General features: G+C 26.4%; 23 protein-coding genes. 21 read left to right on the top strand and 2 right to left on the bottom strand.

Annotated elements, in window-relative coordinates; translation table 11 throughout:
- Window positions 1-334 precede the first annotated feature (334 nt).
- On the bottom strand, window positions 335-1,117 hold the full coding sequence (locus tag HMPREF1092_RS09990; protein ID WP_002598550.1) for an aldo/keto reductase: 783 nt from the start codon (window positions 1,115-1,117) through the stop codon (window positions 335-337).
- A 111-nt stretch (window positions 1,118-1,228) separates the two neighbouring features.
- Here HMPREF1092_RS09990 and HMPREF1092_RS09985 point away from each other — a divergent pair, with 111 nt between their 5' ends.
- The 21 genes from HMPREF1092_RS09985 to HMPREF1092_RS09885 all read left to right on the top strand — a co-directional run bounded on the left by HMPREF1092_RS09985 (window position 1,229) and on the right by HMPREF1092_RS09885 (window position 24,905).
- The gene (locus HMPREF1092_RS09985; protein WP_002598549.1) at window positions 1,229-1,627 is read left to right on the top strand and encodes a MerR family transcriptional regulator; all 399 of its coding nucleotides are present in this window, start codon (window positions 1,229-1,231) and stop codon (window positions 1,625-1,627) included.
- 526 nt (window positions 1,628-2,153) lie between these two features.
- Window positions 2,154-3,695 carry a YceG family protein gene (locus HMPREF1092_RS09980; protein ID WP_002598548.1) on the top strand — a complete coding sequence of 514 codons (1,542 nt, stop codon included), beginning with the start codon at window positions 2,154-2,156 and terminating at the stop codon, window positions 3,693-3,695.
- 20 nt (window positions 3,696-3,715) lie between these two features.
- A complete protein-coding gene (locus tag HMPREF1092_RS16975; RefSeq protein ID WP_002598547.1) occupies window positions 3,716-5,512 on the top strand; it encodes a toxic anion resistance protein in 1,797 nt (598 codons plus the stop codon).
- 15 nt (window positions 5,513-5,527) lie between these two features.
- Window positions 5,528-6,157 carry a TerD family protein gene (locus HMPREF1092_RS09970; RefSeq protein WP_002598546.1) on the top strand — a complete coding sequence of 210 codons (630 nt, stop codon included), beginning with the start codon at window positions 5,528-5,530 and terminating at the stop codon, window positions 6,155-6,157.
- Between the two features lie 11 nt (window positions 6,158-6,168).
- On the top strand, window positions 6,169-6,756 hold the full coding sequence (locus HMPREF1092_RS09965) for a TerD family protein (protein WP_002598545.1): 588 nt from the start codon (window positions 6,169-6,171) through the stop codon (window positions 6,754-6,756).
- An 11-nt stretch (window positions 6,757-6,767) separates the two neighbouring features.
- Window positions 6,768-7,397 (top strand): TerD family protein, encoded by a 630-nt coding sequence (locus HMPREF1092_RS09960; protein ID WP_002598544.1) that lies wholly within the window; start codon window positions 6,768-6,770, stop codon window positions 7,395-7,397.
- A 27-nt stretch (window positions 7,398-7,424) separates the two neighbouring features.
- Entirely contained in the window at window positions 7,425-10,043 is a 2,619-nt protein-coding gene (locus tag HMPREF1092_RS09955) for a calcium-translocating P-type ATPase, PMCA-type (protein WP_002598543.1), read from the top strand.
- A 455-nt stretch (window positions 10,044-10,498) separates the two neighbouring features.
- Window positions 10,499-11,560 carry an HpcH/HpaI aldolase/citrate lyase family protein gene (locus HMPREF1092_RS09950; RefSeq protein ID WP_002598542.1) on the top strand — a complete coding sequence of 354 codons (1,062 nt, stop codon included), beginning with the start codon at window positions 10,499-10,501 and terminating at the stop codon, window positions 11,558-11,560.
- A gap of 9 nt (window positions 11,561-11,569) precedes the next feature.
- Window positions 11,570-12,691 carry a phosphoribosyltransferase domain-containing protein gene (locus HMPREF1092_RS09945; RefSeq protein ID WP_002598541.1) on the top strand — a complete coding sequence of 374 codons (1,122 nt, stop codon included), beginning with the start codon at window positions 11,570-11,572 and terminating at the stop codon, window positions 12,689-12,691.
- 111 nt (window positions 12,692-12,802) lie between these two features.
- Window positions 12,803-13,849 carry a cysteine protease StiP domain-containing protein gene (locus tag HMPREF1092_RS09940; RefSeq protein WP_002598540.1) on the top strand — a complete coding sequence of 349 codons (1,047 nt, stop codon included), beginning with the start codon at window positions 12,803-12,805 and terminating at the stop codon, window positions 13,847-13,849.
- 527 nt (window positions 13,850-14,376) lie between these two features.
- Window positions 14,377-15,273 (top strand): hypothetical protein, encoded by an 897-nt coding sequence (locus HMPREF1092_RS09935; RefSeq protein ID WP_002598539.1) that lies wholly within the window; start codon window positions 14,377-14,379, stop codon window positions 15,271-15,273.
- Window positions 15,274-15,593: 320 nt separating this feature from the next.
- Window positions 15,594-16,310 carry an MBL fold metallo-hydrolase gene (locus tag HMPREF1092_RS09930; protein ID WP_002598538.1) on the top strand — a complete coding sequence of 239 codons (717 nt, stop codon included), beginning with the start codon at window positions 15,594-15,596 and terminating at the stop codon, window positions 16,308-16,310.
- Window positions 16,311-16,390: 80 nt separating this feature from the next.
- Window positions 16,391-17,125 carry a GH25 family lysozyme gene (locus HMPREF1092_RS09925; protein ID WP_002598537.1) on the top strand — a complete coding sequence of 245 codons (735 nt, stop codon included), beginning with the start codon at window positions 16,391-16,393 and terminating at the stop codon, window positions 17,123-17,125.
- Window positions 17,126-17,194: 69 nt separating this feature from the next.
- Window positions 17,195-17,455 (top strand): hypothetical protein, encoded by a 261-nt coding sequence (locus tag HMPREF1092_RS09920; protein WP_002598536.1) that lies wholly within the window; start codon window positions 17,195-17,197, stop codon window positions 17,453-17,455.
- A gap of 164 nt (window positions 17,456-17,619) precedes the next feature.
- A complete protein-coding gene (locus HMPREF1092_RS09915) occupies window positions 17,620-18,279 on the top strand; it encodes a DUF975 family protein (protein ID WP_002598535.1) in 660 nt (219 codons plus the stop codon).
- Window positions 18,280-18,382: 103 nt separating this feature from the next.
- Window positions 18,383-18,943 carry an undecaprenyl-diphosphatase gene (locus tag HMPREF1092_RS09910; protein ID WP_002598534.1) on the top strand — a complete coding sequence of 187 codons (561 nt, stop codon included), beginning with the start codon at window positions 18,383-18,385 and terminating at the stop codon, window positions 18,941-18,943.
- A gap of 183 nt (window positions 18,944-19,126) precedes the next feature.
- The gene (locus HMPREF1092_RS09905; protein WP_051070343.1) at window positions 19,127-21,100 is read left to right on the top strand and encodes a YgiQ family radical SAM protein; all 1,974 of its coding nucleotides are present in this window, start codon (window positions 19,127-19,129) and stop codon (window positions 21,098-21,100) included.
- Between the two features lie 452 nt (window positions 21,101-21,552).
- Entirely contained in the window at window positions 21,553-21,966 is a 414-nt protein-coding gene (locus tag HMPREF1092_RS09900) for a universal stress protein (protein ID WP_002598532.1), read from the top strand.
- Window positions 21,967-22,224: 258 nt separating this feature from the next.
- Window positions 22,225-23,256, top strand: a complete 1,032-nt coding sequence (locus HMPREF1092_RS09895) for a M42 family metallopeptidase (protein ID WP_002598531.1) — start codon at window positions 22,225-22,227, stop codon at window positions 23,254-23,256.
- A gap of 573 nt (window positions 23,257-23,829) precedes the next feature.
- Window positions 23,830-24,381: a chromate transporter gene (locus HMPREF1092_RS09890; RefSeq protein WP_002598530.1), complete on the top strand. Its 552-nt coding sequence runs from the start codon at window positions 23,830-23,832 to the stop codon at window positions 24,379-24,381.
- A gap of 2 nt (window positions 24,382-24,383) precedes the next feature.
- Window positions 24,384-24,905 (top strand): chromate transporter, encoded by a 522-nt coding sequence (locus HMPREF1092_RS09885; protein ID WP_002598529.1) that lies wholly within the window; start codon window positions 24,384-24,386, stop codon window positions 24,903-24,905.
- Window positions 24,906-25,036: 131 nt separating this feature from the next.
- On the opposite strand, the gene HMPREF1092_RS09880 is transcribed toward HMPREF1092_RS09885, so the two are convergent.
- On the bottom strand, window positions 25,037-25,372 hold the full coding sequence (locus tag HMPREF1092_RS09880; protein WP_002598528.1) for a DUF5661 family protein: 336 nt from the start codon (window positions 25,370-25,372) through the stop codon (window positions 25,037-25,039).
- Window positions 25,373-25,470: the final 98 nt, after the last annotated feature.

Raw genomic sequence — 25,470 nt, 5'->3', positions numbered from 1 at the left:
ACTAAAATATCCTTTTAAATTAATGAGATTAATAAATTTTTACTTGAATAATAATATATATGAATAAATTTTGCTTATATAATTAAAATAAAGTGAAAGTTTGTATATTATAAAAAGTCATCAATTTTTTGCTGACTTTTATTTTATATTAGTCCAATCTTTAATATTGAGACTTCTATTCAGTAATAACAAATTTATTTCTGAGAATTTAGAGTTACATTAATTGTTAGTTAAATAAAACTATACATAAGTAAATTATTTATTTTCAATCTTATCTAATAAGACTTGCTAATCTTTCTACTGATGCAGCTTCTTGATGATTAAAGAAAGAACTTTATTTTTTATCTAAAGAAGATATTCTTTTCATATCTTCTTCGCTTAATTCAAAATCAAAAATATCAATATTTTGAATCATTCTTTCTTTATTAACTGTTTTTGCTAGTGGAACAATTCCTCTTTGTAATAACCATCTTAAAATTACTTGTGCAATTGATTTACCATACTTATCTCCAATTTCTTTAAGCTCAGGATTAGTAAACATTCCATTTCTACCTTCTGCAAATGGTGCCCATGCTTCTAATTGTACGCCATATTTTTCATTAAATCCTTGTGCTTCTATTTGTTGATGGAATGGATTAACCTCAATTTGATTTACTGCTGGAGTAATTTCATTAAATAAAGCTAAATCAACTAAACGGTCTGGGTAAAAATTTGATACTCCAATAGCTTTAATTTTTCCTTCTTTATATAAATCTTGCATAGCTCTATAAGTTCCATAATAATCATTTAATGGTTGATGAATTAAAACTAAATCCAAATAATCTAATTTCATTTTCTTTAAAGAAGCTTCAATAGACTCTTTTGCTTTTTCATATCCACTATTGCTAATCCATACTTTAGTTGTAATAAATAAATCTTCTCTAGGTACTGATGATTTAGAAATAGCTTCTCCTACAGCTTCTTCATTACCATAAGATTGTGCAGTATCAATTAAACGATATCCTGCATCAATTGCATCTAACACTACTCTTATACATTCATTTTTATCTTTTACTTGAAATACTCCAAATCCAACTGCTGGCATTTTTATTCCATTATTTAAAGTTACATATTTCATTTTAATTCCTCCTTGATTTTTTTGCTGTCTTTTTCTTATAATAATCCTATCACTAGGTATTAACTACCGAGCAAGGGTTTTTATATTTTTTTATTTTAGGAGGGGAAATTTATGTATACAACGAAAGAAGCATGTGAACAAGTTGGAATATCTTATGAAACATTAAAGTTTTATTGTAAAGAAGGATTAGTACCTAATGTTAAAAGAGATAAAAATAATTATCGTAAATTTGATGAAAAAAATATTGCATGGTTAAAAGGAATTCAATCTTTAAGAAAATGTGGTATGAGTATTAAAGATATAAAAGTATATATGAATTATTGCCTAAAGGGAGAGTCTACCATTCCAGAAAGAAAAGAAATGCTTGATAAATCAAAAGATTTTTTACTAAAGCAAATTGAAGAAATTTCTGAGTCTATTAATTTTATCAATTCTAAACAAACTTTTTATGATGATGTTCTTAGTGGAAAAATAAAATATATAAGTAATTTAATTGAGGTAGAAGATTAGAGTTATAATTTTAATATTATTTTTATATGATATTTTAATTTTTATATATGAAAATTTAATTTGCAGAGTGTTTTAAGCACTTTGCTTTTTTTATATTAAAAATTAATTATATTAATATCTTTAAACAAAGAAGATAATAGTTTTAATTAAAAGTTTGCATATAGTATAACTGCTATTAATAAATTTATAATAATGTGCATTTATTTTAGAAAAATTATATATAAAAATATAAATTTAACATTGTATTTTTCAAAAAATAAGTTTACTAATTTTTTATTTAATATACGAATTAATAAATTTTAATAGTATAAATCATTGAAAATATTTATATAAACAAGATTATTTATAGGTAAAGTTATTATTTTAGAAATTATAAATAAAGTTTATATAATATAAAATAAAAAAGAAATATAAAGAAATATAATAATATTTCGGAAATTTTGGTATAATTATATTATATTTGTATAAATTATTACAAAAAAAGATATTTTTAAAAATTAAAATACCGTTTAGGGAGTCATGAATAATGAAGTTAAGAGATATTACAGGATATATGTTTAAAAATAAATACAAAAGAAATAGCGATTATCCTAATTTTAAGCCTTATTTTTACAGATTTATAGGGGTAGATGATGCTAATGAATATAACAATCAGCTTAGAACTCTACAAAGTAAATGTGAGGAGTTTAAAAATTCTTGCTTGATTTTTGATGGAAGTATTCCATTAAGTGGAGAAATGGAATTAATTCAATATATTTATAATGAATTAAATAACATGAATATTTTTAATATGATTTCTCAAGACATAGTTATTTTTAATAATGCTGATATAAATTATAAATTTTTGCAAGCTTTAGATTATGTAATTCCTATCGCTGTTAATAAGGAAAATTTCTTTAATGATAGTGTAAGGAATAATTTTATAACTAAACTTATAGTTTGGGTATTTTCCTTTGCAAAAAATATTGAAATTGATGGGGATCAAATTCCTAAATGTATTTATTATGGAAATATTCAAAAGCATGAAGTTTATTTTTTAATGCTACTTCATAAAATGGGGTTTGATGTACTATATATAAATCCATTAAAAGAAGAAAACTTTGAGGGGATTGAATCAGAAAGTGAACTTGTAAAAGAGCAAGGAATACTTAGTATAGAAACTTTTGAAGAGAGATGTAAAAAGGGAAAAGTAATAGAAATAAATGAAACTTTAACAAAGCAACTTCAAAGAGAAGTAGAATCACAGCTTTTTACTGATACAGGAATATACAAGCCTTGGCAGTTCAGAAATGGATATACTAAAAGTTTTACATTAGATACTATTGTAGAAGATATATATGTATATTGGAATGAACCTTCAAAGCTTAGACCGGGATTTAGTGTATCAGGAGATACAGTAAAGATTCCAAATATATTCTTTAAAATAGATGGACATCAAAATGATATGTTTGAATATCAAAAACTTGTTAAAACATGTGTTGAATCTAAGAATACATTAATCTTAAACAATAGAGAATTAGCTAAAAATGTTAATGTAAATAAAGATTTATATTCAGTTATGTTTTTCCAATTAAGTAATGGAGAATTTGATATAAATGAACTTAAAAAATTAAATTTTTATAAGTTCTCTAAATATAATAATGAAGTTCAAGATTTCATACTTAAAAAGTTTAATGAAGCAATACTAAGTACAGATGTATTTACGAATAGTTTCACAAAAGAAGATACAGTACAATTTTTAGCTTTAATTTTAGGATTAGAAGATGAAATTGTAAGAATGATTGATAATTTTGACTACACAGGGCATGTGCCAAAAGTAGTTGTATTTATTGATAATGAAAACACAATTTCAGTTCCACTACAATTAATTTTAGGATACTTACATATTGTAGGTATGGATATTGTTATATTTAATCCATCTGGATTATTTAATATAAATTATATTTTAAAACCAACAATTATTAATACAGTAAGATTAGATACTATGGGTTATGATGTAACTTATTCAAATGTTATGAATATGAAAGAACAACACCATAGTATATTTTCTAGATTTTTAGGAAAGTAGCCTCTAAAGGAGATGACAAGATGAAGGAAAATGAAATATTTGATGTAAATCCAGAAGATATGCAAAATGTAGATAATGGAATGCAACAAAATAATACTAACTATAATATGCAAAATGGAATGAATGGCCAAGGACAAATGCCAAATGGGAATTATAGTAATCAAGCTCAAGGGCAAATGGGATATGGCAATCCAAATATGAATCCTCAAAATGGAAGCTATGGACAACCACAAATGCAAAACATGAGTAACCAAAATGGAAACTATGGAATGCAAGGTGGAATGAACTATAATAATGGACAAATGCCAAATGGAAATTATAATAATCAAGGGCAAATGGGATATGGTAATCCAAATATGAATCCTCAAAATGGAAGCTATGGACAACCACAAATGCAAAACATGAGTAACCAAAATGGAAACTATGGAATGCAAGGTGGAAATTATGGACAACCACAAATGCAAGGTGGAATGAACTATAATAATGGACAAATGCCAAATGGAAATTATAGTAATCAAGGGCAAATGGGATATGGCAATCCAAATATGAATCCTCAAAATGGAAACTATGGACAAGCTCCAATGCAAAACTATGGACAGCCACAAATGCAAGGACAGATGAATTATGGACAACCTAATCCTCAAATGAATGGATATGGAAATAGCTTTGCTCCAGATGTTAATTATAACAATTATGGAATGCAACAAGGTTATGATATGAACTCTCAAAGTGGAGACATGGCTTTAAATAATTCAAATAATCCAAATGATTTTGATATGGAACAAATCACTGCATATAAGAGAGCTTTAAGACAAGATAGAGAAGTTCAAAACTTAACTAGTGAAGTTAACATAGATAATCCAAACTCAATTATCATGTTTGGGCAAGGTGCAAGCGAGAATATTTCTAAAGTTTCAGACCAACTTTTACATTCAATGAAAGCTGTAAAAGCTGAAGAAGCTAGTGAAATGTTAACTAACTTAACTAACCTTATGGACAAGTTTGATGTTAAAGAACTTGAAGGGCCTCAAAAACAATCAATGTTTTCAAGACTTTTAAAAGGTGTTGGAGATACAATAGCTAAGCTATTTGAAAAGTATGACAACATGGGAAATGAAGTTGAAAAAATATATGTCCTTTTAAAGAGATATGAAAGTGAAATAAAAGAAGCTAATGGTCAACTTAAAAAACTTTATGATGCAAATCTTCACTACTATAAATTACTTGAAAAATATATAGTTGCAGGAGAAATGGCAGGAGAGGAAGTTGATTCATATATAAGTCAAATAGAAAATAATCTAACAATAAATCAAGAGCAAAAGCAAATGATGATTCAAAAACTTCAAATTGCGAAAGATATGTTATCTCAAAGAGTTTATGACCTTCAAATAGCAGAAAACGTAGCAATACAAGCAGCTCCAATGATACAAACTATTCAAATGTCAAACTTTAATCTTATGAGAAAAATAAACTCATCATTTATAGTAACATTACCTATATTTAAACAATGCTTAGCACAAGCAATTATCTTAAAGAGACAAGAAATTCAAGCTAAATCAATTAAGCAACTTGATGAAAAGACAAATGAACTTATTATGAGAAATGCTCAAAATACTGCAAGACAATCAGTAGAAATAGCTAAAATGGCATCAGGAAGTTCAATTGCAATATTAACTCTAGAAAAATCATATGAAACAATTATGAAAGGAATAGAGGATACAAAAGCTATTCAAGAAGCTAATAGAAATGAAAGAATTGAAAATGCTAAGAGACTAGAAGTTATTAAACATAAGATGAAACAAAATATACCTAGTTAAAAGGAGGAAATATAAATGGGAATTAATTTAAATGGAATGATGAATGGTGTTAACATGGGAGGAGCTAATAATAATGTAACACCTTCACTAAATTTAAGAAAAAATGATGTTTTAGATTTAACTAAAAGAAACCCAGGGCTAGAAGAAGTTTTACTTGGAGCAGGTTGGGATGTTTCTCATAATGGACAAGACTTTGATTTAGATATTGCAGCTTTCTTATTAAATGGTGCAGGAAAAGTTCAAAATGTACCAGCAGATGTAATTTTCTTTAATAATATGAAAGCACCAGGAATTGAATTATTAGGTGATAACAGAACTGGAGCAGGTGAAGGAGATGACGAAATAATTCACATCAAATTAAAAGAACTTCCTTCATATGTTGAAAAAATAGTGTTTGTTGTTACTATTTTTGAAGCTCAAAATAAGAGACAAACTTTTGGTATGGTAGATAATTCATATGTAAGACTATTAGATGCTAGACATGAAAATAGAGAGCTTTGTATCTTTAACTTAAAAGAAAATGGTTCAACTTCAACTGCTGTAATATTTGCAGAAATGGCTAAGCAAGGTGGAGAATGGCAATTTAAAGCTCTTGGAGAAGGTAAAATAGCTGACTTAAATGGAATCTTAAGTCTTTACATGTAGGAGGAAAAAATATGAACATGCTAAATTTGAAAAAAAATGATATATTAAACTTAACTAAAGAAGACCCGAGCTTAAATAGAATAATGCTTGGAGCTGGTTGGGATGTTGTAGAAAAGAAAGGATTCTTTAGTTTTGGAACAAAGGACTATGATTTAGACTTAACAGCTTTTTTATTAGATGGTGATGATAAATTAATTCATAAAGGAATTATTTATTTTGGAGCTCAAAAAGGAAAAGGAATAATGCTTCATGGAGATAACCTAACTGGTGAAGGTGATGGTGATGATGAAAAAATTTCTGTTGAATTAAATAATTTACCAGCAGATTGTAAAAAAGTTCTTTTCTCTGTAATAATTTATGATGCTGAAAAAAGAAAGCAATCTTTTAGTGGAGTAAAAAATGCTTATGTAAGACTTATAGATGAAGATAAAAGAGGAGCTGAAATTTGTAGATACAATCTTTCAGAAGATGGTGGAGACAATACAGCTATATATTTTGCAGAGTTAATTAAAGAAGACTCACACTGGCATTTTAAAGCTAGAGGAGAATTCTTAAAAGGAAGCCTACACACAATGGCTGAGATGTATAGAAGAAGATAGGAGGATTTAAAATGGGAATAAATTTAGGGTCAGGTTTTGAAAACCTAGGAAATAATATGAATAATAATGCGCCAATGGGAGTTTCTTTAAATCTACAAAAGAATGATATATTAGATTTAACTAAAAGAAATCCAGGATTAACAGCAGTTAAACTTGCAGCTGGATGGGATGTTGCACAAAATGGTCAAGATTTTGATTTAGATATAGCAGCATTTTTATTAGATGCAAACAATAAATTTAATACTGTTTCTAATGTAATATTCTTTAATAATAAGAATGGACAAGGTATATCACTTAGAGGTGATAATAGAACAGGGGCTGGAGATGGTGATGATGAAATTATGGATATTAATTTATCACAAATAAGTCCTGAAATAATGAAAATAGTATTTGTAGTTACAATAAGTAATGCAATGCAAAAGAGACAAACATTTGGTATGGTAAATAACTCATATGTAAGATTACTTGATGCAGCAAATGGTGATAGAGAAGTTTGTAAATTCAATCTTAGAGAAGATGGTTCAACAGCTACTTCAGTAATATTTGCTGAACTAACTAGAGATGGTGGAGAGTGGCAATTTAGAGCTATTGGAGATGGTAAAATTGCAGATTTAAATGGGGTTTTAGCATTATTTCAATAATTAGGTTAACAATGAGGGGGATAGCAGATGAAAGGGCTTAATAAAGAGCAAGTAGAAAAAAGTAGACAACTTCATGGAGATAATATAATTCATGAAGCTGCACCAGAAACATTTTGGGATAAATTTAAAGGTGCTTTTGAAGATCCAATGATAAAATTGCTTTTAGTTATAGCAGCTATTATGGCAGTTATGGCAGCATTACATTATGCAGAATGGGGAGAAATAATAGGGATAGTAATATCAGTATTATTAGTTACTATAATTTCTGCAAAAACAGAAGTTGCTTCAGACAACGAATATAGAAAACTTAAAGAAAATGCTTCGAAAGATATATGTAAAGTATATAGAGATGGTAAAGCAATAGAAGTTATTATTGATGAAATAGTAGTTGGAGACTATGTTATTCTTCAATCAGGAGATAAAATTCCAGCAGATGGACTTTTAATAGATGGAGAAATAAAAGTAGATAACTCAGCTTTAAATGGAGAATCAGAAGAATGTCCTAAGATTCCTGCTAATCAAGCAGAACTAGAAATAGCATCAGAAGGTGAATTTAAATTAACAGGAGATGTTTTTGTAGATAAATCTTCATTATTTAGAGGTGCTGTTGTTGTTAGTGGAACTGGTGTTATGGAAGTCTTAAGAGTTGGTATGAAAACTGTTATGGGAAGCATGGCAGAAGAAATGTCAGAAGAAGAAGTAGATAGTCCATTAAAAGTAAAACTTACAGAACTTGCAGCAAAAATATCTAAATTTGGATATATTGGAGCTATAGTTATAGGTGTAGCGTTAATGTTTGAAAATGTAATGGGCGCTGGTGGATTCTCAGCTTATCTTGCAGCTACAAGTGGAATAGATATATTTAAACAAATATTAGATGCTCTTATGGTTGCCGTAGTTATTATAGTTATGGCAGTCCCAGAAGGATTACCACTTATGATTGCAATAGTTCTTATGAAAAATACTGCAAAAATGCTTCAAAAGAATGTACTTGTTAGAAAACCAATTGGTATTGAAACTGCTGGTTCATTAAATATTTTATTTAGTGATAAGACAGGAACAATAACAAAAGGTGAACTTGAAGTTGTAGAATTCTTTGATGGAAATGTACAAGATACTTATAATAGTAGCGAAAAAATAAAAGAGCTTATTTCAAAATGCATTGGAAAAAATACTGCAGCAATGTTTGATGGAGATGGAAATGTTATTGGTGGTAATGCCACTGATAAAGCACTTTTAAAATATCTTACAAAAGAAGGTATGGCAAAATATGAAGATTTAGAAGTTGTATCTATACAAGCCTTTGATTCAGCTAATAAATATTCAGCTGCTCAACTTAAAGAAAAAACAGTTTATAAAGGAGCCCCTGAAAGACTTTTAGGAAAAGCTACTAAATTTATAGATGCAGATGGAAATATCCAAGTATTAGATAAAGATAAAATAAATAAAAAAATTGATGAACTTGCACATAAGGAAATGAGAGTTTTAGCATTTGCTTATAGTGAAAGTAATTTAGTTCAAAATACTCTTCCAGAAGACTTAGTTATAGTTGGTTTTGTTGGAATTAGAGATGATGTAAGACCAGAAGCTAGACAAGCTATAAAAGAAGTTAGAAATGCTGGAATACAAGTAGTTATGATAACTGGAGATAGAAAAGAAACAGCTTATGCAATAGCAAAAGATTGTGGACTTATATCTTCAGAAGAAGAAATAGCTTTAACATCAGAAGAGTTAAATGCTATGAGTGATGAAGAAATCAAAAATATTTTACCTAATCTTAGAGTTATAGCAAGAGCACTTCCAACAGATAAATCAAGAATGGTAAGAATAGCTCAAAGCTTAAACTTAGTTTGTGGAATGACTGGAGATGGGGTAAATGATGCACCAGCTCTTAAGAGAGCAGATGTTGGTTTTGCAATGGGTTCAGGAACAGACCTTGCAAAAGAAGTTGGAGACATAGTTATACTTGATGATAACTTTAAGTCAATTGAAAATGCTATCCTTTATGGAAGAACAATTTACAATAATATATTAAAGTTTATAAAATTCCAATTAACAATAAACGTTGCAGCAGTTGCAGTTTGTGCAATAGCACCTTTCTTTGATTTACCACAGCCATTACAAATAACTCATATTTTATGGATTAACCTTGTAATGGATGGGCTAGGAGCATTAGCACTTGGTTCAGAACCAGCACTTAGAAAATATATGCAAGAAAAACCTAAGTCAAGAACTCAAAGCATTGTATCAAAAGAAATGATGATGCAAGTATTAATTACAGGAGCTTGGGTAACAATTTTAAGCTTTATATTCTTAATGCTACCATTCTTTAAAAATATGTTCTCTTCAGAGGGAGAACACTTAACAGCTTACTTCTCAATGTTTGTAATAGCAGCTGTATTTAATGGATTTAATGTTAGAAGTGCAGGTGTTAATATATTTGAACACATAAAAGAAAATCCAGGCTTTATAAAAGTAATGGGAATAATAGTTGTAGTTCAAGTTATTTTAACTATAATAGGTGGAAGCGTATTTAGCTGTACACCAATTGCTCCAAAACTTTGGGTAGTTGTAATATTATTAGCATTTACTGTAATCCCAGTAGATATGATAAGAAAATTAATATTTAGAACAGCAGAAAAATAAAAAAATTAGCTACTACAAGACTTAATTGTTTTGTAGTAGCTTTTTTATATTAGAATAATTTCTAATATAAAACGTTTTTAATATAAAATATTATTTAAATTTATTTATATTAACATAATCCTCTTATCATTTGATAAATTAAAATATATTTCATATTAGGCAATAAGAGAATTTCCTAACTATTTTTTATAGAAAAGCTTATATTACATAATGATATTTATATTATAAATAATTAGATTAAATTTACTTTTATAGAAAATTAATGTGTTATAATAAAATTGGGGCTGTTTAGAAATTCAGTCCTTTTAATTTATATAATTCAATTGATTATAAGTTAAAATTATAATTTGTATTATAAATAAAAATAGTTATAAAAATATAGAAGCTTTTCTTAAAATCTAGGGGGAATTAGTTTTGAGATGGCCTTTTTTATATGTGAAAAGAGTGTGATTTATATGGAAATTTTAGATATTGTAAGTAGCAAATTTTTAATTGAGCCTAAGAAGGTGGATAAATATACAGACAAAGATATTCTTAAATATTCAATAGGAACAAATCTTTATACAAATGGGTTTAAAAATTTTTATAAGAAAATAGTAGATGGAGAATTTTTAAATTTAGGTTCAATTTCTATATGTTTTGAAGATGCTACAAGAGAAGAAGATTTAGGAATTTGCGAAGAAAATGTAAGAGTAATGCTTGAAGGACTTAAAATATGGAAAGAAAAAAATCTAAATTCTTATATTCCTTTATTATTTGTTAGAATAAGAAATTTAGAACAATTTAAGAGCTTTACAAAGAATACTAAAAAAGAATACTTAAAGCTTATAACAGGTTTTATATTTCCAAAGTTTAATTCTGAAAATGGAAGAGGATATTTTGAATATTTAAATAAGCTTATAAAGTACACAAATGAAATATTTTATGCAATGCCTATCATAGAAGATGAAAAGGTTATTTATAAGGAAAGTAGGCTAGAGGAGCTTATAAAAATAAAAAATATTATAGATGAAAACAAAGATGTAGTTTTAAATATTAGAGTAGGTGGAACAGACTTTTCATCTAAGTTTGGATTAAGAAGAAGCAAAGAAAACACAATTTACGATATAGGGGTAGTAAGTGATTGTTTGTTTGATATTTTAAATATATTCTCAAGACAAGGAAGTGAATATGTTATTTCAGCACCTGTTTGGGAATATTTCTCTTCAGATTTAAATTCAGAAGAAATTCAAGGATTTATAAGAGAAATAAAAATGGACAAGGAGAATGGATTTATAGGGAAAACAATTATACATCCACTTCAAATAAATATAGTTAATGCTTTATATGCAGTAACTTTTGAAGAATATACTGATGCTAAAGGAGTACTAAAAGCAAGGGATGGAGTCTTTAAAGGTTATGGAGATAATAAAATGAATGAATCTAAACCTCACACAAATTGGGCAAAGAAGATTTTAAAGAGAGCTGAAGTTTTTGGAGTTTTAAATGAAGGGGTAAAATATACTGAGATAATTTAGGAGGAATAAATGAAGCTTAACATAAAAGAAAATAGGTTTAATTTAGATATAAACGATTTAATAACATTAGGAAAGAGAAGTAACAATAAAAAAAGAAATTTTCTTTTTATAAGTAAGGTTTTAGGAAAACATTTAGAGCTTAAACCAGAAAAGTGTAGAGAAATAGGAAAAGACCTTGCAAAGATGATAACAGAGAAAAAAGAAAGTTTAGTTTTAGGCTTTGCAGAAACTGCAACAGGACTTGGAATGGCAGTAGCTAGTTATTTAGAAGATTCTTATTATGTAACTACAACAAGAGAAGAGATAACAGAATTAAAATCAATTTTAAGCTTTGATGAAGAACATTCCCATGCTGTGGAGCATACTTGTTTCTTAATGGACAAGGAGAAAATAAAAAATGCAAAAAGAATAATACTTGTAGATGATGAAATAACTACAGGAAATTCAATGCTAAACATTATAAAAGAAATAAGAAAAATAACAGATACAAAAGATTTTAAAATAGTCACAATTTTAGATTGGAGAAATTCTGAATATGTGGATAAATTTAGTGAGTTTGTGGAAAAAGAAAAAGTTAATATTGAAGTTTTAGCTTTAATAAAGGGTGAAATAGAAGTAGATAATACAGAAGTTTATATAGATGAAGATGGAGAAGAATTAAAAGAAAGAATAGAGCCGATAAATTTAAATATTTTTGATAGAATAGAACTTCAAACTGCCTTTGGAAAAGAAAGCTATATAAAGAATACAGGAAGATTTGGAGTAAGCTATGAAGAAATACAAGCTTTAGAAGAAAAGTGTAAAAATGCTGCTAATGAAATAAATAAGTTTATAGATGAAGAGGACAAGGTTTTAATTTTAGGACATGGTGAAAACATATATATTCCCGCTAGAATAGGATGTTATGTTAAGGGAGATGTTCTTTATAAAAGTACAACTAGAAGTCCTATATTTTGTGAAAATAAAGAAGGTTATCCTATAAAAAGTAAAAATATTTTTTATCATAAAGGAGTAAAATATTATTTCTACAATAAAGAAATAATAGAAAAGAATTTTGATAAGGTATTTTTAATAACAGAAGATAACTTAAATATTAAGTTAACTAATAATATGAAAATAGTGAGAATCTAATAGAAGACTAAATGTACAATTTATTTATTAGAGTTCGAAATTAAAACAATTTCGTCTATAAGATTTAAATGTTATTAGTTATTAATACAAAGATATAAGAGAGGTTTTAAGATGAAGAGTAGTTATAAAAATGATTGTACTTTTCTTTTAAAAGAAATAGATATAAAAGAAATAACAATAGAAGAAAAAGAAAAGCTTATAAGCAAGGGAATAAGCTATTCAGAAATGATTTCTAAAGAAAAAGAACCTAGCAAAGAAATAATGGACATATTTTACTATATGACTAAAAGGGATAAAAAAGAAATTGCAAATTATGTAGGGAAAATTTCAGAAATACTTTATAAAAAAAATGGAGATAACCTAATTGTAGTTTCTCTTGCAAGAGCAGGAACACCAATAGGAATTCTTATAAAAAGATATATTAAAGAAAAATATAATAAAGAAATTAAGCATTATAGCATTTCAATAATAAGAGGAAGTGGAATAGATAAAAATGCATTAGATTATATTTTAAAAAACAATCCACAAGGATATATACAGTTTGTGGACGGATGGACAGGCAAAGGCTCTATAACAAAGGAATTAACTAAGTCTATTGCAGAATATAACAAAGAGAAAAATACAAATATAGATGATAGTTTAACAGTTTTAGTAGACCCAGCTAAGCTTTGCAAAATTTATGGAACTAGAGAGGATTTTGGACTTTCAACAAGTTGTTTAAACTCAACAGTAAGTGGATTAATAAGTAGAACTATATTTAATAAAGAATATATAGGACAAGAAGATTTTCATGGAGCAAAATATTTAGATTACTTAGAAAGTGCTGATGTTTCAAATTATTTTATAGATGAAATAACAAAAGAATTTAAAAATGCAAAAATAACTAATTTGGAATGTAAGGAAATAGATAAAAAATATGCAGAAATTATAATGAGAAAAGTAAGAGAAGAGTTTGATGTAAAAGATATAAATAAAATAAAGCTAAGCGTTGGAGAAACAGCAAGAGTATTACTTAGAAGAAATCCAAGAATAGTTTTAGTAAAAAATAAAGAAGATAAAAATGTAAGTCATATAATTAAGCTTGCAGAAGAGAGAAATGCTAAAGTTTTAGAATATGATTGTGGAGAGTATAACTGTATTTCTATAATTAAAGAATAGAATTTTATATAAGTATTATCAGAATTCTTAATTCAAGGATTAGAAATTCAATAAAAGAATATATCAGATTAGGGTGGCATTCTTATATAATACAGGAATGCCATTTTTATATAGGTTAAAAATACAATCTTTATGAAAATTATAAAGACTAATTTATTACATTATCATAATATACTTTCAAATAAATTATATAAAGAAGGAATTTACTTCAAAGATTAAAGAAATTTATTATGAATATTTTGCCAATAAATAGTGAAGAGCTAAATCTATAGTTTATTAGATATAAAAAATTAAATTAGGATTTATATATAGTTAAAATGTGGAATTTTAATAAATAAAGATAAGGTTATTTAAATTGAGTTATATTTCTATGTAGTTTTTAAAATTTTTAATATAAGTAATAGTTAACAATATTAGTAATTTATTTCTAGTTATGAAATCTTTTTTTAGCTTTTAGTAATTTTATTTACTCTATAATCTTTATGTACTTATTAAAAATTGTAGAGTAAGTTTAGGAGGAACAATTTATGAAAAAAATTATATCCATAATAGTTGTCATAATTATTGTTATACTTGGATTTTTAGGGCTTTATTTCGTTATGAAAAAGAATATAAAAAATAATTCAAGTAAGCAAGATGTAGTAGTTAGTGAGAATAAGACTTCAAAAGAGAGTAATGAAGTAAATAAATCTGTTACATCAAATAATGCTAAAAATAATACTAAAAATTTAAATAAAGACAATAGCTCTCAAAATGCAAAAAGTAACACTGGAAATGTAAATGAAGGAAGTAACACTAGAAATGTAAATGAAGGAAGTAATACTCAAAATGGAAACTTATCAAATAATACTAAAAGCTCTGTTAAAGCTGAAACTTTAAGTAGTAACAAAGTTTATAACTCACAAGCTAATAATAATCAAAATGGATATGCTGCAGCATATCAATATTATCCATCTTCTAAATTAAGTAATGGACCAGTTAATGATACTCAGTTAGCTGAAATTATGAGAAAATGGCTATTAACTGACCAATATGGATATTCTGGATTCTTTGATGCAGTTGGTACAATGTGGGCAAAACCATGGCTAGATAATATTCCTAATAGCGCACTTGTAGACTCCTTTAAAGAAGTAAATGGAGATAACTCACTTAATAATCCAATTACAGCAAAAGAATTATTTGATGCATCAAAAGTATTCACATATGCACAAGAAAAGAAACCAATTCCATTTACAACAGAACAAGCAACACAATATATAATTCAAATGCTAAAGAGCGATAATTATTATTCAGATGTAACAAAAGTAGTTCTTCATAAAGGAAATGAAGGTGGAGGATTATATTATGTTTATGTTAAACAAACAGGAAATAAAAATCCTTATTGGTATGTAAATACTAACACAGGCTACGCAACAGGAGTTTAATAAATAAAGATAACCTCGTTAAGTAAAAGCTTAACGAGGTTATTTTAAATTTAACCAATAAAAAATAAATAATTGTTATCATAAATATATCCCATAACATTGGTTAAAAAATCCAATTAGTTATTAATATTATACATAATTATAAAAGATTAAAAAATTAAATATTAGCAATATATCAATTGTTTAGTGTATTATAATTAAATTCTTAATAAAATAGACTATTTTAGTTAATAAGGTGGTAAATTCTTTTTAATCTTTCATACATATATTTATGTTAAACTCTAAAAAATAAAATATAATTAATAAAGGAGAATTACATAATGAATAGAGTTGAAGTTCTTGATTTAAAATATGATTATAATGGGGATTTTATAGTAAGTCCTGTTGTTATAGCAGATGATAAAGAAATGGTTTTAGTTGATTGTGGAATGACAAATTCATACGATATGATAAAAGATGCAATGGCTAAAAAAGGTTTAGATATACAAAAATTAACTAAAGTTATAATAACTCATCAAGATTTAGACCACATGGGTTCATTAGCTGAAATAAAAAGAAATGTAAAAGGTGTTCAAATTTTAGCATCAGAAGAAGAAGCTAAACATATAAGTGGAAAAGAAGAATTTATAAGAGTTCAAAATGTTGATAAAATAATTGATTCAGTAGATGAAGCTAAAAAGAAAGAATTACAAGCTTATAAAGATAGAATAAAAGCAGTAGAAACTGTTGATGTTGATGTATTTGTTAAAAATGGAGACACATTCCCAATAGCTGGTGGAATAGAAATAATTGAAACTCCAGGACATTTACCAGGACATATTTCAGTTCTTATAAAAGAAAAGAAAGCTTTAGTTACAGGAGATGCTCTTGCAATTATGGATGGAGAGTTAATCCCTTCAAACCCTCAATTTACTCTTGATATGGTAAAAGCTAAAGAATCAATTAAAAACTTATTAAATTATGATATCGAAGAGCTTATTTGCTATCACGGTGGAGTATTTAATGATGATGTAAAAGGAAAAATTGAAAATTTCTAATATATAATTAAAAAAATTAGGAACAAATCCCTCTAAAGTAGACTATAAATATAATGATAGTGTATTTTAGGGGGATTTTTATGCAATGGAGAAATGAGAAAAATAGAAAGGCTATTTTTATAAAAAGTAATAATTTATGTTTAGATTTTAAAAAAGTAAAAGATTCGGGAGTTCATGCAGTTATATTTAAAGTATCTTATGGGTTAAATCCATATAAAAAAGCACTTATAAATAATATTAAAAAAGCAAAAGAATCAGGACTTTTAATAGGGCTATACAAAGAGTTTGATGAAACTAGTTCACCAAATTTGCAAGGATTTCTTTTTTCTAGGATATTAAAAAAATATGATTTAGATTTATATCCTATTTTATCTATTAAAAGCAATAAATATAATTTAAGCAAAAAAGAATTTTCTGATAAATGCTTAAAGTTTATGAATATAGTAAAGAAAAATAGTGGAAATGAATGTGCAATAAAAACATCAACAAGATTTGCTAATAATAATTTAGATGATAGAATTGGTAATAATAAATTTTGGTCAATGGATGAAGATAAAGATGCCTTTAAACATAATAAGATTTGGGATGATTGGGATTGTTTTAATTGTAATAAAAAACATATTATAAATGGAATACAAAATAAATTTGAACTTGGTGAAATTAAAAAATCATTTATAAAAACTACCCTTAAAGATGAGAAGCTTATAAAAGATAAAATTATGGAAGAAAATTTAAAACAAAATAAATGTAATTATGGACATTATAATTATAAACAAGATAACTGCAATTGTGGTCATTGTCATCATAAATATTAAAATACAGAGAACATCTTAATTCTATATATCATATAAATAAACTAAATAAATTTAAAAATGGAGAACAATATGATAAGTAGAAATAAGGTAAGAATACAATTTATAGTTGATGATATATATGTGTTTACAGGACTTTGTATAGGAACTGTAAAAACAGATGAATGGAGACAAGAATTATTAGATACAGAATTCTGTGAAGACATAGAAGAGTTAGAAGAAGTAGAGTTTGTAGAAGTGTTATCTGATGATTATGAAGAAGATGATATTCCTCTTGAAGAGGATATAACAGAAGATAGCATTGGTGAAATAATAAGCGTAAGCTTAACTTAAATGATTAGATAATATACTACCTAGGTTAGAAAAATTTAGGTAGTCTTATTTTTATAAATACTAATTAGATTATTATTCCAAAATTAATTTTAATTGACAAAAAATAGAGGCAAATATAAACTGAATATGAGGGATATAGAGGCTTTAATAAAGGGGAGGGTTTTATGGGATTTGATAGAATAGCAATAAAAGAAAAATCGAAAAAAATTATTTTTAGTGATTTAACAAAGGTTATTATTATAGGAATAGTTGTTAGCGCAGTAGGAGGAAATGTTCCTTTTGTAACTTTCCCTACAACTGTATCAATTATATTAGGAATTGTATCTAGCATATTATCTTTTGGATTGGCTAAATTTTCTTTAAATAAAATAAGAGGACAAGAAGCTAATGTAGAAGATGTAACTTATGGATTTAATTATGCTGGAAAAATTATAATAATGTCTATAGTTACAACTGTGTTAACATCAATTGGATTCGCACTTTTTATAATACCAGGTATTATATTAACTATGATGTTTTCAATGAGTACTTTCATCTTAGTAGATGATCCAACTAAATCTATTGACCAATGTTTAAAGGAAAGTAAAGATTTAGTTTATGGAGTAAAAGGAGATTTATTTATTTTCTATTTAAGCTTTGCAGGATGGGCAATTCTTTCCTCATTATTATTTGGAATTGGATATTTTTTATTGACTCCATATATAGTATTATCTGAAGCACAAATATATTTAAAATTAAAAGGTTTAGGACAAGAAGATGATACTATATCTTATACAGAAAATGATCCATATGGAAATAGTGATAGTTTTTATCTTAAAAAATAATTAATTAAAAAGTAATATAATAGTCGTATATAATATGCTAATATTAAGAATGTTAGCATATTTTTTTATGCTAAATACAAAGGATAAAAAAGGAGAGTAAAGAATGAGCTGGAACTTACACTTATTTTATTTAATTAATGATTTAGCATATAAAAGTGTTTTTTTAGATGATATAATGATATTTCTTTCAAAAGTTGTACCATATTTATATGCATTAACATTACTTGCAGTATTTGTAATTGGAATAAAAAATAGAGATTCAAAAACAAGAAGGGTAGCTGTTAGTACAGGGGTTTTTACAGTTATAAACTTAATAGTTAGTTCAATTATAGGTCTTATTTATTTTGAACCAAGACCATTTGTTACACATCATGTAAATTTATTAGTGCCACATAAAGCAGATGCTTCTTTCCCAAGTGACCACGTTATAGGAACTTTTAGTATAGCAGTTGGACTTGGAAGATACAGCAAAGTTTTAAGATGGATATTAACAATAGTATCAATATTTGTTGCATTCTCAAGAGTATTCGTTGGAAACCATTATCCTATGGATGTTATTGGTGGATTTATAGTAGTACTTATCATGAATGTAATATATGTTAAGTTATTAAGAAAACCTATTGAAAGAATATATTTAAAAATAGATAGAAAAATCTTTGGATAAGATATACTAAGAGAACCTGAATTGGTTCTCTTATTTTTTACAAATTATACTGGAAATAAATAAAAGTTTAAAAAGTAGGTATTATTTAATAAAATAAAGGTATATAATAAGAAGATATGACTAAAAAAGAAGATGATATAATTTACATATGAATAGTTATAAAGAAATAGAAGGTGATAAATGATGACAGAGGTAAAAGACTTCTTACCAATTAGTAGAGAAGATATGGAAAAGCGTGGTTGGGAACAATGTGATTTTATTATAGTTACTGGTGATGCTTATATAGACCATCACAGTTTTGGAACAGCTATAATATCAAGAGTTTTAGAACATGCTGGATATAAAGTTGGGATAATTCCACAACCAGATTGGCATAGCTTAGATGATTTTAAAAAGCTAGGAAGACCAAGACTTGGATTTTTAGTTAATGGTGGAAACATGGACCCAATGGTTAACCATTATACAGTAAGTAAGAGATTAAGAGAAAAAGACCTTTATTCTCCAGGTGGGAAAATGGGGCTTAGACCAGATAGAGCAACAATTGTTTATTGTAATAAAATAAGAGAAGCATTTAAAAATGTAAATATAATGATAGGTGGAATTGAAGCAAGTCTTAGAAGAATGGCTCACTATGATTATTGGAGTAATTCTGTAAGAAATTCAATTCTTATAGATTCAGGAGCAGATTTACTTATCTATGGAATGAGTGAAAAACAAGTTGTAGAAGTTGCTAATGCTTTAAATGATGGATTTGAAGCTAAATATATAAGACACGTAAATGGAACTTGTTATGTAGTAGAATCATTAGATGAACTTTATGGAGATTATATATTACTTCATTCAGTAAAAGAAATTGCAAATGATAAAGTTCTTTATGCTAAAGATTTTAATATTCAAGATGAAGAGCAAGACCCTATTAGAGGAAGACAATTGGTACAACCTCATGGTAATAGATATGTTGTAGCAAATAAGCCAGAAATGCCTTTAAATAGACAAGAATTAGATGAAGTTTATGGACTTCCATATATGAAAAATTATCATCCTATATATGAAAAAGATGGTGGAATAGCTGCTATAGAAGAAGTTAAATTTAGTATAGTAAGTTCAAGAGGATGCTTTGGAGATTGTAATTTCTGTGCAATAACATTCCATCAAGGAAGGGCAGTTCAAAGTAGAAGTGAAGAGTCTATTTTAGAAGAAGCAAGAGGAATAACAGAGCTTAAGGACTTTAAAGGATATATTCATGATGTTGGAGGGCCAACAGCAAACTTTAGAAAACCAGCTTGTGACCATCAGCTTACTATAGGAGCTTGTAAGAAAAAGAGATGTTTAACACCAGGAGTTTGTAAAAACATGGAGGTTGACCACACAGAATTCTTACATCTTTTAAGAAAAGTTAGAAGTCTTCCAAAGGTTAAAAAAGTTTTTGTTCGTTCAGGACTTAGATATGATTATATAATGGCTGATAAAGATGATACATTCTTTAAAGAATTAGTTGAGCATCATGTTAGTGGACAATTAAAAGTTGCTCCAGAGCATGTTGCGCCAGAAGCTTTAAAATATATGGGAAAACCATCAGGAAAAACTTATGACCAATTTAGAGAAAAATTCTTTAAATTAAGTAAAAAAGCAGGAAAAGAACAATATATAATTCCTTATCTTATGTCAAGCCACCCAGGATGTGGACTTAAAGAAGCTATAGAACTTGCAGAATATTTAAGAGATACAAAATATCAACCAGAGCAAGTACAAGATTTCTATCCAACTCCAGGTACACTTTCAACAACAATGTTCTATACAGGTTTAGACCCAAGAACAATGAAACCAGTTTATGTACCAAGAACAAAAGAAGAAAAAGCAATGCAAAGAGCACTTCTTCAATTTAAAAAGCCTCAAAATTATAATTTAGTTTATGATGCTTTAATGAAAGCTGGTAGAGAAGACCTTATAGGAAATGGACCAAAATGTTTAATCCAATCTAAAGAGCAAAGATACCTTGCAAGTATGAGAGGAAAAGCTGCAAGCTTTAGAGGAAAATCATCAGGTAAAGGAAAACAAGGTTCAAAAGGAAAATCAGTAGCTGGAAGAAACGGAAATAGCCAAGTTAAAAAGAAACATGGACCAAAGAAGGGTAAAGGAAGCTTTAAAAAGAAATAGATAAGTTTAAATACTATAATGTATTGTTATCTTAAAAAGATAGCAATACAATTATAGTATTTTTTTTATAAAAAAATAAATCTACACACTCAATGAGGGAGTTACTACGCTCAAATAAGTATTTTTTTATAAAAAAATAAATCTCAGTCATAATGACTAAGCTTTAAATATTAATCTATTCTTTCAAATTTTCCATTAATAAAGTGAAAACTGGGAAGAAAAATAAAATAATGATTTTTATTATGAATTAGGAAATTAAATTTAAATATTATAGGATAAAATTAAATAAATGGTTATAAAAATATGTGATTTTTAAATTTTACATAATAAATAAAAATAAAATAAACAAATCTAATATATAGTGAATAAACTTTAAAATTATTGTATTTAAAGCAAATATAAGGAAAAATTTAGTATAATATAACTATAGATATATTTAGGAGGGATTCACAATGAAAAAAAGAAAAGTATTAATTCCTATTGATGGAAGTGAAAAAAGTTTAGAATCTTTAAAGTATTTAAAAGAATACTACAGTCCAGAAAAAGTAGAAATAATCCTTTTACATGTAAGAGAAATCGTATTTATAGATGGAATGTCTGTAAGTGATGAATTAAGAGATGCTGAATTAATAGGAAAACGAATATTAGATAAAGCTAGTAGCTTAATTGAAGAATATGATTGTAAATGTGAATTCTTATTTGGATATGCTGCAGATGAAATATTAAATTATGCAGAAGAAAATGATATTGATGTTATAGTAATGGCAAAAAATACACAAAAGAAATTTGTAGCTTTAGTTGGTTCAGTAACAGCACATGTTGCTAAAAAAACTAAATGTACTCTTGTTATAGTACCAGAAGTATAAAAATTAGAGTTTAAATAAGAAGATAGCTGTCTTAATAATTTAAGGCAGCTATCTTTTTAGTAAAGTTTTTTAAATTTAGCAAAGCTAAATTCTTAAAGTTAAAAATATATAGAAATATTTAAAATTATTTTATAGATAACTTATTTATATTTTTACTTAGGAGAGTTATATGATTATAAAAATGGTATAATTTATTTATATTTAAAAGTATTTTATAAAATCATTATACAAAGTATTAAAAAGGAAGGTGACATATACATGAAAATAAATAAAGAGTTTGTATTAAATACAGCTAAAGAATTATTAGAGTTTAATAGTCCTAGTGGATTTTGTTTTGAAATAATGGATATGATTGAAGAAAAGGTTAAAAATTTAGGATATTCATTTGAGAGAACAAATAAAGGATGCGGAATAATCACTGTAGAAGGAAAATCAAATGAAAAAGTTATAGGACTTTCATCTCACGTAGATACTTTAGGAGCAATGGTAAGATCTATAACTAGTAAAGGAACTTTAAAATTTACATTAGTAGGTGGACCAATAGTTCCAACTTTAGATTCAGAATATTGCACAATAAGAACTCGTGATGGAAGAGAATATACAGGAACATTTCTTTCAACTAGTGCAGCAGTACATGTTTATGAAGATGCAGCATCTAAAAAAAGAGATCCAGAAAATATGGAAATAAGAATAGATGAAAATGTAAAAAATAAAGAAGATGTATTAAACTTAGGAATAAATTCAGGAGATTACATTTTCATTGAACCAAAAACTACTGTAACAAAAAGTGGTTTCTTAAAATCAAGATTTATTGATGATAAAGGAAGTGTAGCTTGTCTTATAAGTCTTTTAGAATTATTTAAAAGAGAAAATATAGTTCCAACATATAAAACAAAAATGTTTATTTCAACTTATGAAGAAGTAGGTCATGGTTCAGCATATATTCCAAGTGATATAACTGAAATGATAGCAGTAGATATGGGATGTATTGGTGATGACTTAAATTGTACAGAATATGATGTTTCAATTTGTGCAAAAGATTCAGGTGGACCATATGACTATAATATGACAACAGAATTAGCTAACTTAGCAAAAGAAAATAATTTAGATTATGTTATAGACATATATCCTAGATATGGTTCAGATGTTGGAGCAGCTTTAAGAGGTGGAAACAATATTAGAGGGGCTTTAATAGGACCGGGAGTACATGCAAGTCATGGAATGGAAAGAACACATTATAATGCTTTAGAAAATACAATAAAATTATTAAATTTATATTTAACTAAGTAATTGTAGATAATATAGATTAATTAAATAATTCAATCATTTAATATAGAAAAATTTAATAATAAAAGAATCTTAATATACTAGATTAACACTAGATATATTAAGATTTTTTTTATTATAAGCTTATTAATTTTTAAGTAATAGATAACTATATATTTTTACTTATAACAAAATACCTATTAGATAAAACTAGAAATGGATAAAGTTTAAAGAGAAATCTTTTTAAAAGGTAAATAGTTATAAGAAGATAATTAAATGAATAATGAAAATTTTATTTGAAAATTATTAATGCTATAAAGTAAATGGACTATAAAAGACCAGAACATAAGACTTTAAGTAAAGTTATACATATAAAAAATCATTTATACATTAATGATTTTTTTTATTTTAATATAGTTTTTATGCTTAAAAAATCTAAATTAATATATTTTAATAAATAAAAATTTATATTATATATAAGTATTTTATTATTATAAATAAAAAATAATAAGTAAATTGACATATGCAAAAATAAAGAATATTATAAAGTATATAAATTGCAGTACATAAAGATAAAATTATGAAAGAAGTGATAAAATGAAAGAAATTTTAAAACTCTTTTTCACATTTTTAAAAATAGGTGCTACTACATATGGTGGTGGTTACGCTATGATAGGAATTATGGAAAAAGAGATTGTAGATAAAAAGAAATATTTAGATTTAGAAAGTTATTTAGATATACTTACTGTATGTCAAAGTCTTCCCGGACCTTTAGCTATAACATCTACAGCTTTTATAGGATATAAAATCAATAAGTTTGTTGGTGCTGTAGTTAGTCTTTTAGGAACGCTTATACCATCATTTATTATTATATTTTTAGTTGCTACTGTATTTACAAAGTTTGAATCAAATATATTTGTTCAACATGCTCTTCAAGGAATAAAAGCTGTAGTTCCTGTGCTTGTATTTATTGCAGTAATTAAATTTTGGAAAAGATTAGATAAAAATGTACATAATATAGTTTTTGCATTAGTGGTACTTTTTGCATTAGAATTTTTAAAAATAAATCCAGCATTAATTATTATTTTTTCTGCCATTTATGGAATTTTAGTATATGGAATAAAAGATAGAAAAGGCGGTGTAAAGTAATAATGGAAATATTAAAAATATATATAGCATTTTTTAAGATTGGTGCACTTGCCTTTGGTGGAGGATATGCTATGTTACCGTATATAAGGACAACATTAGTAAATCAAAATCATTGGGTTACTGCTTCTAAGTTAAATTCATATATAGGACTTGTTCAAATATCTCCTGGACCATTTACAACAAATCTATCAGCTTATGTAGGTTTTAAAACAGCTGGAATATTAGGTGGTCTTGCAGCAATTATAGGTATATCAACAGTTCCATTTATATTAGTTTCAATAGCATATTGTTTATTTAGTAAAATGCAAAATGCTAAGACATGGCAAAATGCCCTAAAGGGAATGAAACCTGCTATAATAGCACTTATTTTTAGTGCCTTAATCTCAGTTTCAGGAAGTGATGTGTTTCATATAAGAGAAATAATAATAACAATTATAGGAGCATATTTACTACTATATAAGAAAATTCAGCCATTATACATTATTCTTATTGCCGCAGTGCTTGGAATAGTATTTTATATATAAACTAATATTAAATTTACATATTTTTTATAATAAGTATATCTAGATAATTAAACATAAAATATTTTTTAGAGAATAAACATAAATTAAATTTAAATAAACCTAGATGTTTTAAAAATCATCTAGGTTTTTAATTATATACGAGTTTTAGGTTTATTCATCCAAAACTTTTTAGCTTCTTCTTCTAATTTTTCTAATCTTTCATAATAATCAGGAAATTCATTTAAGTGAGCAAGAGCTATCTTACCAGTAGTTAATGGATTACTATTAGTAACATTAGTTTCAGCATCTATTTTTCCATGTTCTAATTCAATATTCATTCCTTTAGTAAAATCACTTAAACTAAATAAAACTTTCGAAAAATCTATTCCTAATTTTTGAGCTACCTTTGCAGCCTCTGCTTCAGTAAAAGTTTTTGAGTTTCGAGTAAGTTTTTTATGCCTAAGTCGTCTTAATATGTTTGATTTCATAAAATACTCCTAATAAATTATTAATTAATAAGTATTATATGCTTAATTAATAAAAATGTATCAAAATAAATTAAAGATTAAAAAAGTTAAAAAAAAGT

This window comes from Clostridium thermobutyricum, assembly GCF_000371465.1.
Lineage (GTDB): Bacteria > Bacillota > Clostridia > Clostridiales > Clostridiaceae > Clostridium > Clostridium thermobutyricum.
The sequence above is the reverse complement of the archived record's forward strand: the minus strand, read 5'-3'. Positions and strand labels throughout refer to the sequence as shown.

Excerpts from the sequence above, each read along its gene's own strand:
- HMPREF1092_RS09920 (WP_002598536.1), top strand. The coding sequence starts at position 17,195 with ATGATAAGTAGAAATAAGGTAAGAATACAATTTATAGTTGATGATATA.
- HMPREF1092_RS09915 (WP_002598535.1), top strand. The coding sequence starts at position 17,620 with ATGGGATTTGATAGAATAGCAATAAAAGAAAAATCGAAAAAAATTATT.
- HMPREF1092_RS09980 (WP_002598548.1), top strand. The coding sequence starts at position 2,154 with ATGAAGTTAAGAGATATTACAGGATATATGTTTAAAAATAAATACAAA.
- HMPREF1092_RS09950 (WP_002598542.1), top strand. The coding sequence starts at position 10,499 with ATGGAAATTTTAGATATTGTAAGTAGCAAATTTTTAATTGAGCCTAAG.
- HMPREF1092_RS09890 (WP_002598530.1), top strand. The coding sequence starts at position 23,830 with ATGAAAGAAATTTTAAAACTCTTTTTCACATTTTTAAAAATAGGTGCT.
- HMPREF1092_RS09985 (WP_002598549.1), top strand. The coding sequence starts at position 1,229 with ATGTATACAACGAAAGAAGCATGTGAACAAGTTGGAATATCTTATGAA.
- HMPREF1092_RS09960 (WP_002598544.1), top strand. The coding sequence starts at position 6,768 with ATGGGAATAAATTTAGGGTCAGGTTTTGAAAACCTAGGAAATAATATG.
- HMPREF1092_RS16975 (WP_002598547.1), top strand. The coding sequence starts at position 3,716 with ATGAAGGAAAATGAAATATTTGATGTAAATCCAGAAGATATGCAAAAT.
- HMPREF1092_RS09935 (WP_002598539.1), top strand. The coding sequence starts at position 14,377 with ATGAAAAAAATTATATCCATAATAGTTGTCATAATTATTGTTATACTT.
- HMPREF1092_RS09940 (WP_002598540.1), top strand. The coding sequence starts at position 12,803 with ATGAAGAGTAGTTATAAAAATGATTGTACTTTTCTTTTAAAAGAAATA.
- HMPREF1092_RS09945 (WP_002598541.1), top strand. The coding sequence starts at position 11,570 with ATGAAGCTTAACATAAAAGAAAATAGGTTTAATTTAGATATAAACGAT.
- HMPREF1092_RS09990 (WP_002598550.1), bottom strand. The coding sequence starts at position 1,117 with ATGAAATATGTAACTTTAAATAATGGAATAAAAATGCCAGCAGTTGGA.
- HMPREF1092_RS09970 (WP_002598546.1), top strand. The coding sequence starts at position 5,528 with ATGGGAATTAATTTAAATGGAATGATGAATGGTGTTAACATGGGAGGA.
- HMPREF1092_RS09930 (WP_002598538.1), top strand. The coding sequence starts at position 15,594 with ATGAATAGAGTTGAAGTTCTTGATTTAAAATATGATTATAATGGGGAT.
- HMPREF1092_RS09885 (WP_002598529.1), top strand. The coding sequence starts at position 24,384 with ATGGAAATATTAAAAATATATATAGCATTTTTTAAGATTGGTGCACTT.
- HMPREF1092_RS09925 (WP_002598537.1), top strand. The coding sequence starts at position 16,391 with ATGCAATGGAGAAATGAGAAAAATAGAAAGGCTATTTTTATAAAAAGT.
- HMPREF1092_RS09910 (WP_002598534.1), top strand. The coding sequence starts at position 18,383 with ATGAGCTGGAACTTACACTTATTTTATTTAATTAATGATTTAGCATAT.
- HMPREF1092_RS09900 (WP_002598532.1), top strand. The coding sequence starts at position 21,553 with ATGAAAAAAAGAAAAGTATTAATTCCTATTGATGGAAGTGAAAAAAGT.
- HMPREF1092_RS09895 (WP_002598531.1), top strand. The coding sequence starts at position 22,225 with ATGAAAATAAATAAAGAGTTTGTATTAAATACAGCTAAAGAATTATTA.
- HMPREF1092_RS09955 (WP_002598543.1), top strand. The coding sequence starts at position 7,425 with ATGAAAGGGCTTAATAAAGAGCAAGTAGAAAAAAGTAGACAACTTCAT.
- HMPREF1092_RS09880 (WP_002598528.1), bottom strand. The coding sequence starts at position 25,372 with ATGAAATCAAACATATTAAGACGACTTAGGCATAAAAAACTTACTCGA.
- HMPREF1092_RS09965 (WP_002598545.1), top strand. The coding sequence starts at position 6,169 with ATGAACATGCTAAATTTGAAAAAAAATGATATATTAAACTTAACTAAA.
- HMPREF1092_RS09905 (WP_051070343.1), top strand. The coding sequence starts at position 19,127 with ATGACAGAGGTAAAAGACTTCTTACCAATTAGTAGAGAAGATATGGAA.